Annotated in this window: 2 pseudogenes; both read left to right on the plus strand. The window is 66.6% G+C overall.

What is annotated here, in order from left to right:
* Positions 1-638, plus strand: a pseudogene (locus tag I71_RS13985) (aldehyde dehydrogenase family protein); the annotation flags it as partial.
* Positions 639-960: 322 nt separating this feature from the next.
* A pseudogene (locus I71_RS13990) lies at positions 961-1668 on the plus strand (hypothetical protein); the annotation flags it as partial.

A 1668-nucleotide genomic window follows, 5' to 3' on the forward strand; every position in this document is an offset into this window, starting at 1 on the left:
CAGGCGGTGACCCGCGGTGTCGAGCGCTGCTTCGGCACAGCGGCCAGTCCTGCAACGCGCCCACCCGCATGCTGGTGCCGGAAGCGCTCTATGAGCAGGTCGCCGAGCTGGCGAAGCAGGCGGCGGCGAAGGCGGTGGTCGGCGACCCGCGCGACCCGGCGACCACCCACGGCCCGGTGTCGAACGGCAACCAGTTCCGCAAGATCCAGAGCCTGATCGAGACCGGCATCGCCGAGGGCGCCGAGCTGCTGGCCGGCGGCACCGGCCGGCCGGAGGGGCTGGAGCGCGGCTATTTCGTCCGTCCGACCGTCTTCGGCCGCGTCACGCCGGAGATGACCATCGCGCGCGAGGAGATCTTCGGGCCGGTGCTGTCGATCATCACCTACAAGGACGAGGAAGAGGCGATCCGCATCGCCAACGACACCGTCTATGGGCTGGCCGGCTATGTGCAGTCGGGCGACCCGGCCCACGGTGCGGCGGTGGCGCGGCGGCTGCGCGCCGGCACCGTCTATGTCAACGATCCGCCCTGGTCGGCGGCCGTTCCCTTCGGCGGTTACGGCCAGTCGGGCAACGGGCGCGAATATGCCGAGTTCGGGTTGGCCGAATTCGTCGAGATCAAGGGTTTGGTCGGCGCCTGATTTTTAGCAGGGTGCGGAAAAACCATTTTGCTGCTGCGGTCGGGTTCTTTCCGGCAATCTCGCGTCAAGACCTTGCAAGATACCACCAGTATCTTGCTTCGGCCTTTCCTAATCTTGCCGAAAAGCCCCCTTCCCTCGCGACGCAAAAGCCTTTTTCTGCACCCTGTTCGGCCTGACCTTGAGTTTGAGTATGTGCGTTTCTGTGTGAGTGACGGTTCTGGCGCAGGTGCTTGAACCGGTCACATCCAAGTCCGGGGGCGGAGCAAGCTGTTCCGCCCGAACCGGCGCAAAAAATCAAGACATCACGAACGGAGAGTGCTTCATGTGCAACGCCCTGCGCGTCGCGCCACGGATCGGTGCGCGCCTGCTCAAGCCCGCCTGCCTGGCTGGCACCGCCCTGCTGGCGCTGACCGCCGCCGCCCATGCCGATGTGACGCTGTATGAGCGGAATGGCGTCACGCTGGACGGCGGCCTGACCGCCGGCCTCGGCGCCATCGCCGTCAAGAACGCCAATCTCGGGGCCGGGGTGGTCACGCCCGACGGCAAGGTCCAGAAGGACCGCAACTGGGTCGAAGGCTACATCGCCCCCAGCCTGAAGCTGACCTACGCCACCGAAAGCGCCGGCACCCTCTACAGCGGCGTGCGGGCGGTGTCCAGCGGGACGGGCGGCGACGGCGATGCCGGCGGCTTCACCCAGGGCCGCCAGGGCCGCACCGACCTCGACAACCTCTATGTCGGCTGGAAAAGCGGCGACCTGCTGTCCAGCCTGGGCAAGGATGCCGTCGATCTCGCCTATGGCCGCCAGAACTTCGTGATCGGCGACAGCTTCATCATCGGCGACGGCACACTGGATTCGCAACGGCAGGGCAGCTACTGGCTGGGGCCGCGCCGCGGCTGGAACACCGGCACCGCCGTCGCCAAGTTCGACATCGCACCAGTCCATGCCGACCTGTTCCGCCTGAAGAGCGACAGGAACAGCAACACCGACGTCATCTATGGCGGCAATCTGGAATGGCGCTTCGGGGCGGAG

Source organism: Azospirillum sp. B506 (assembly GCF_000333595.1).
Classification (GTDB): Bacteria; Pseudomonadota; Alphaproteobacteria; order Azospirillales; family Azospirillaceae; genus Azospirillum.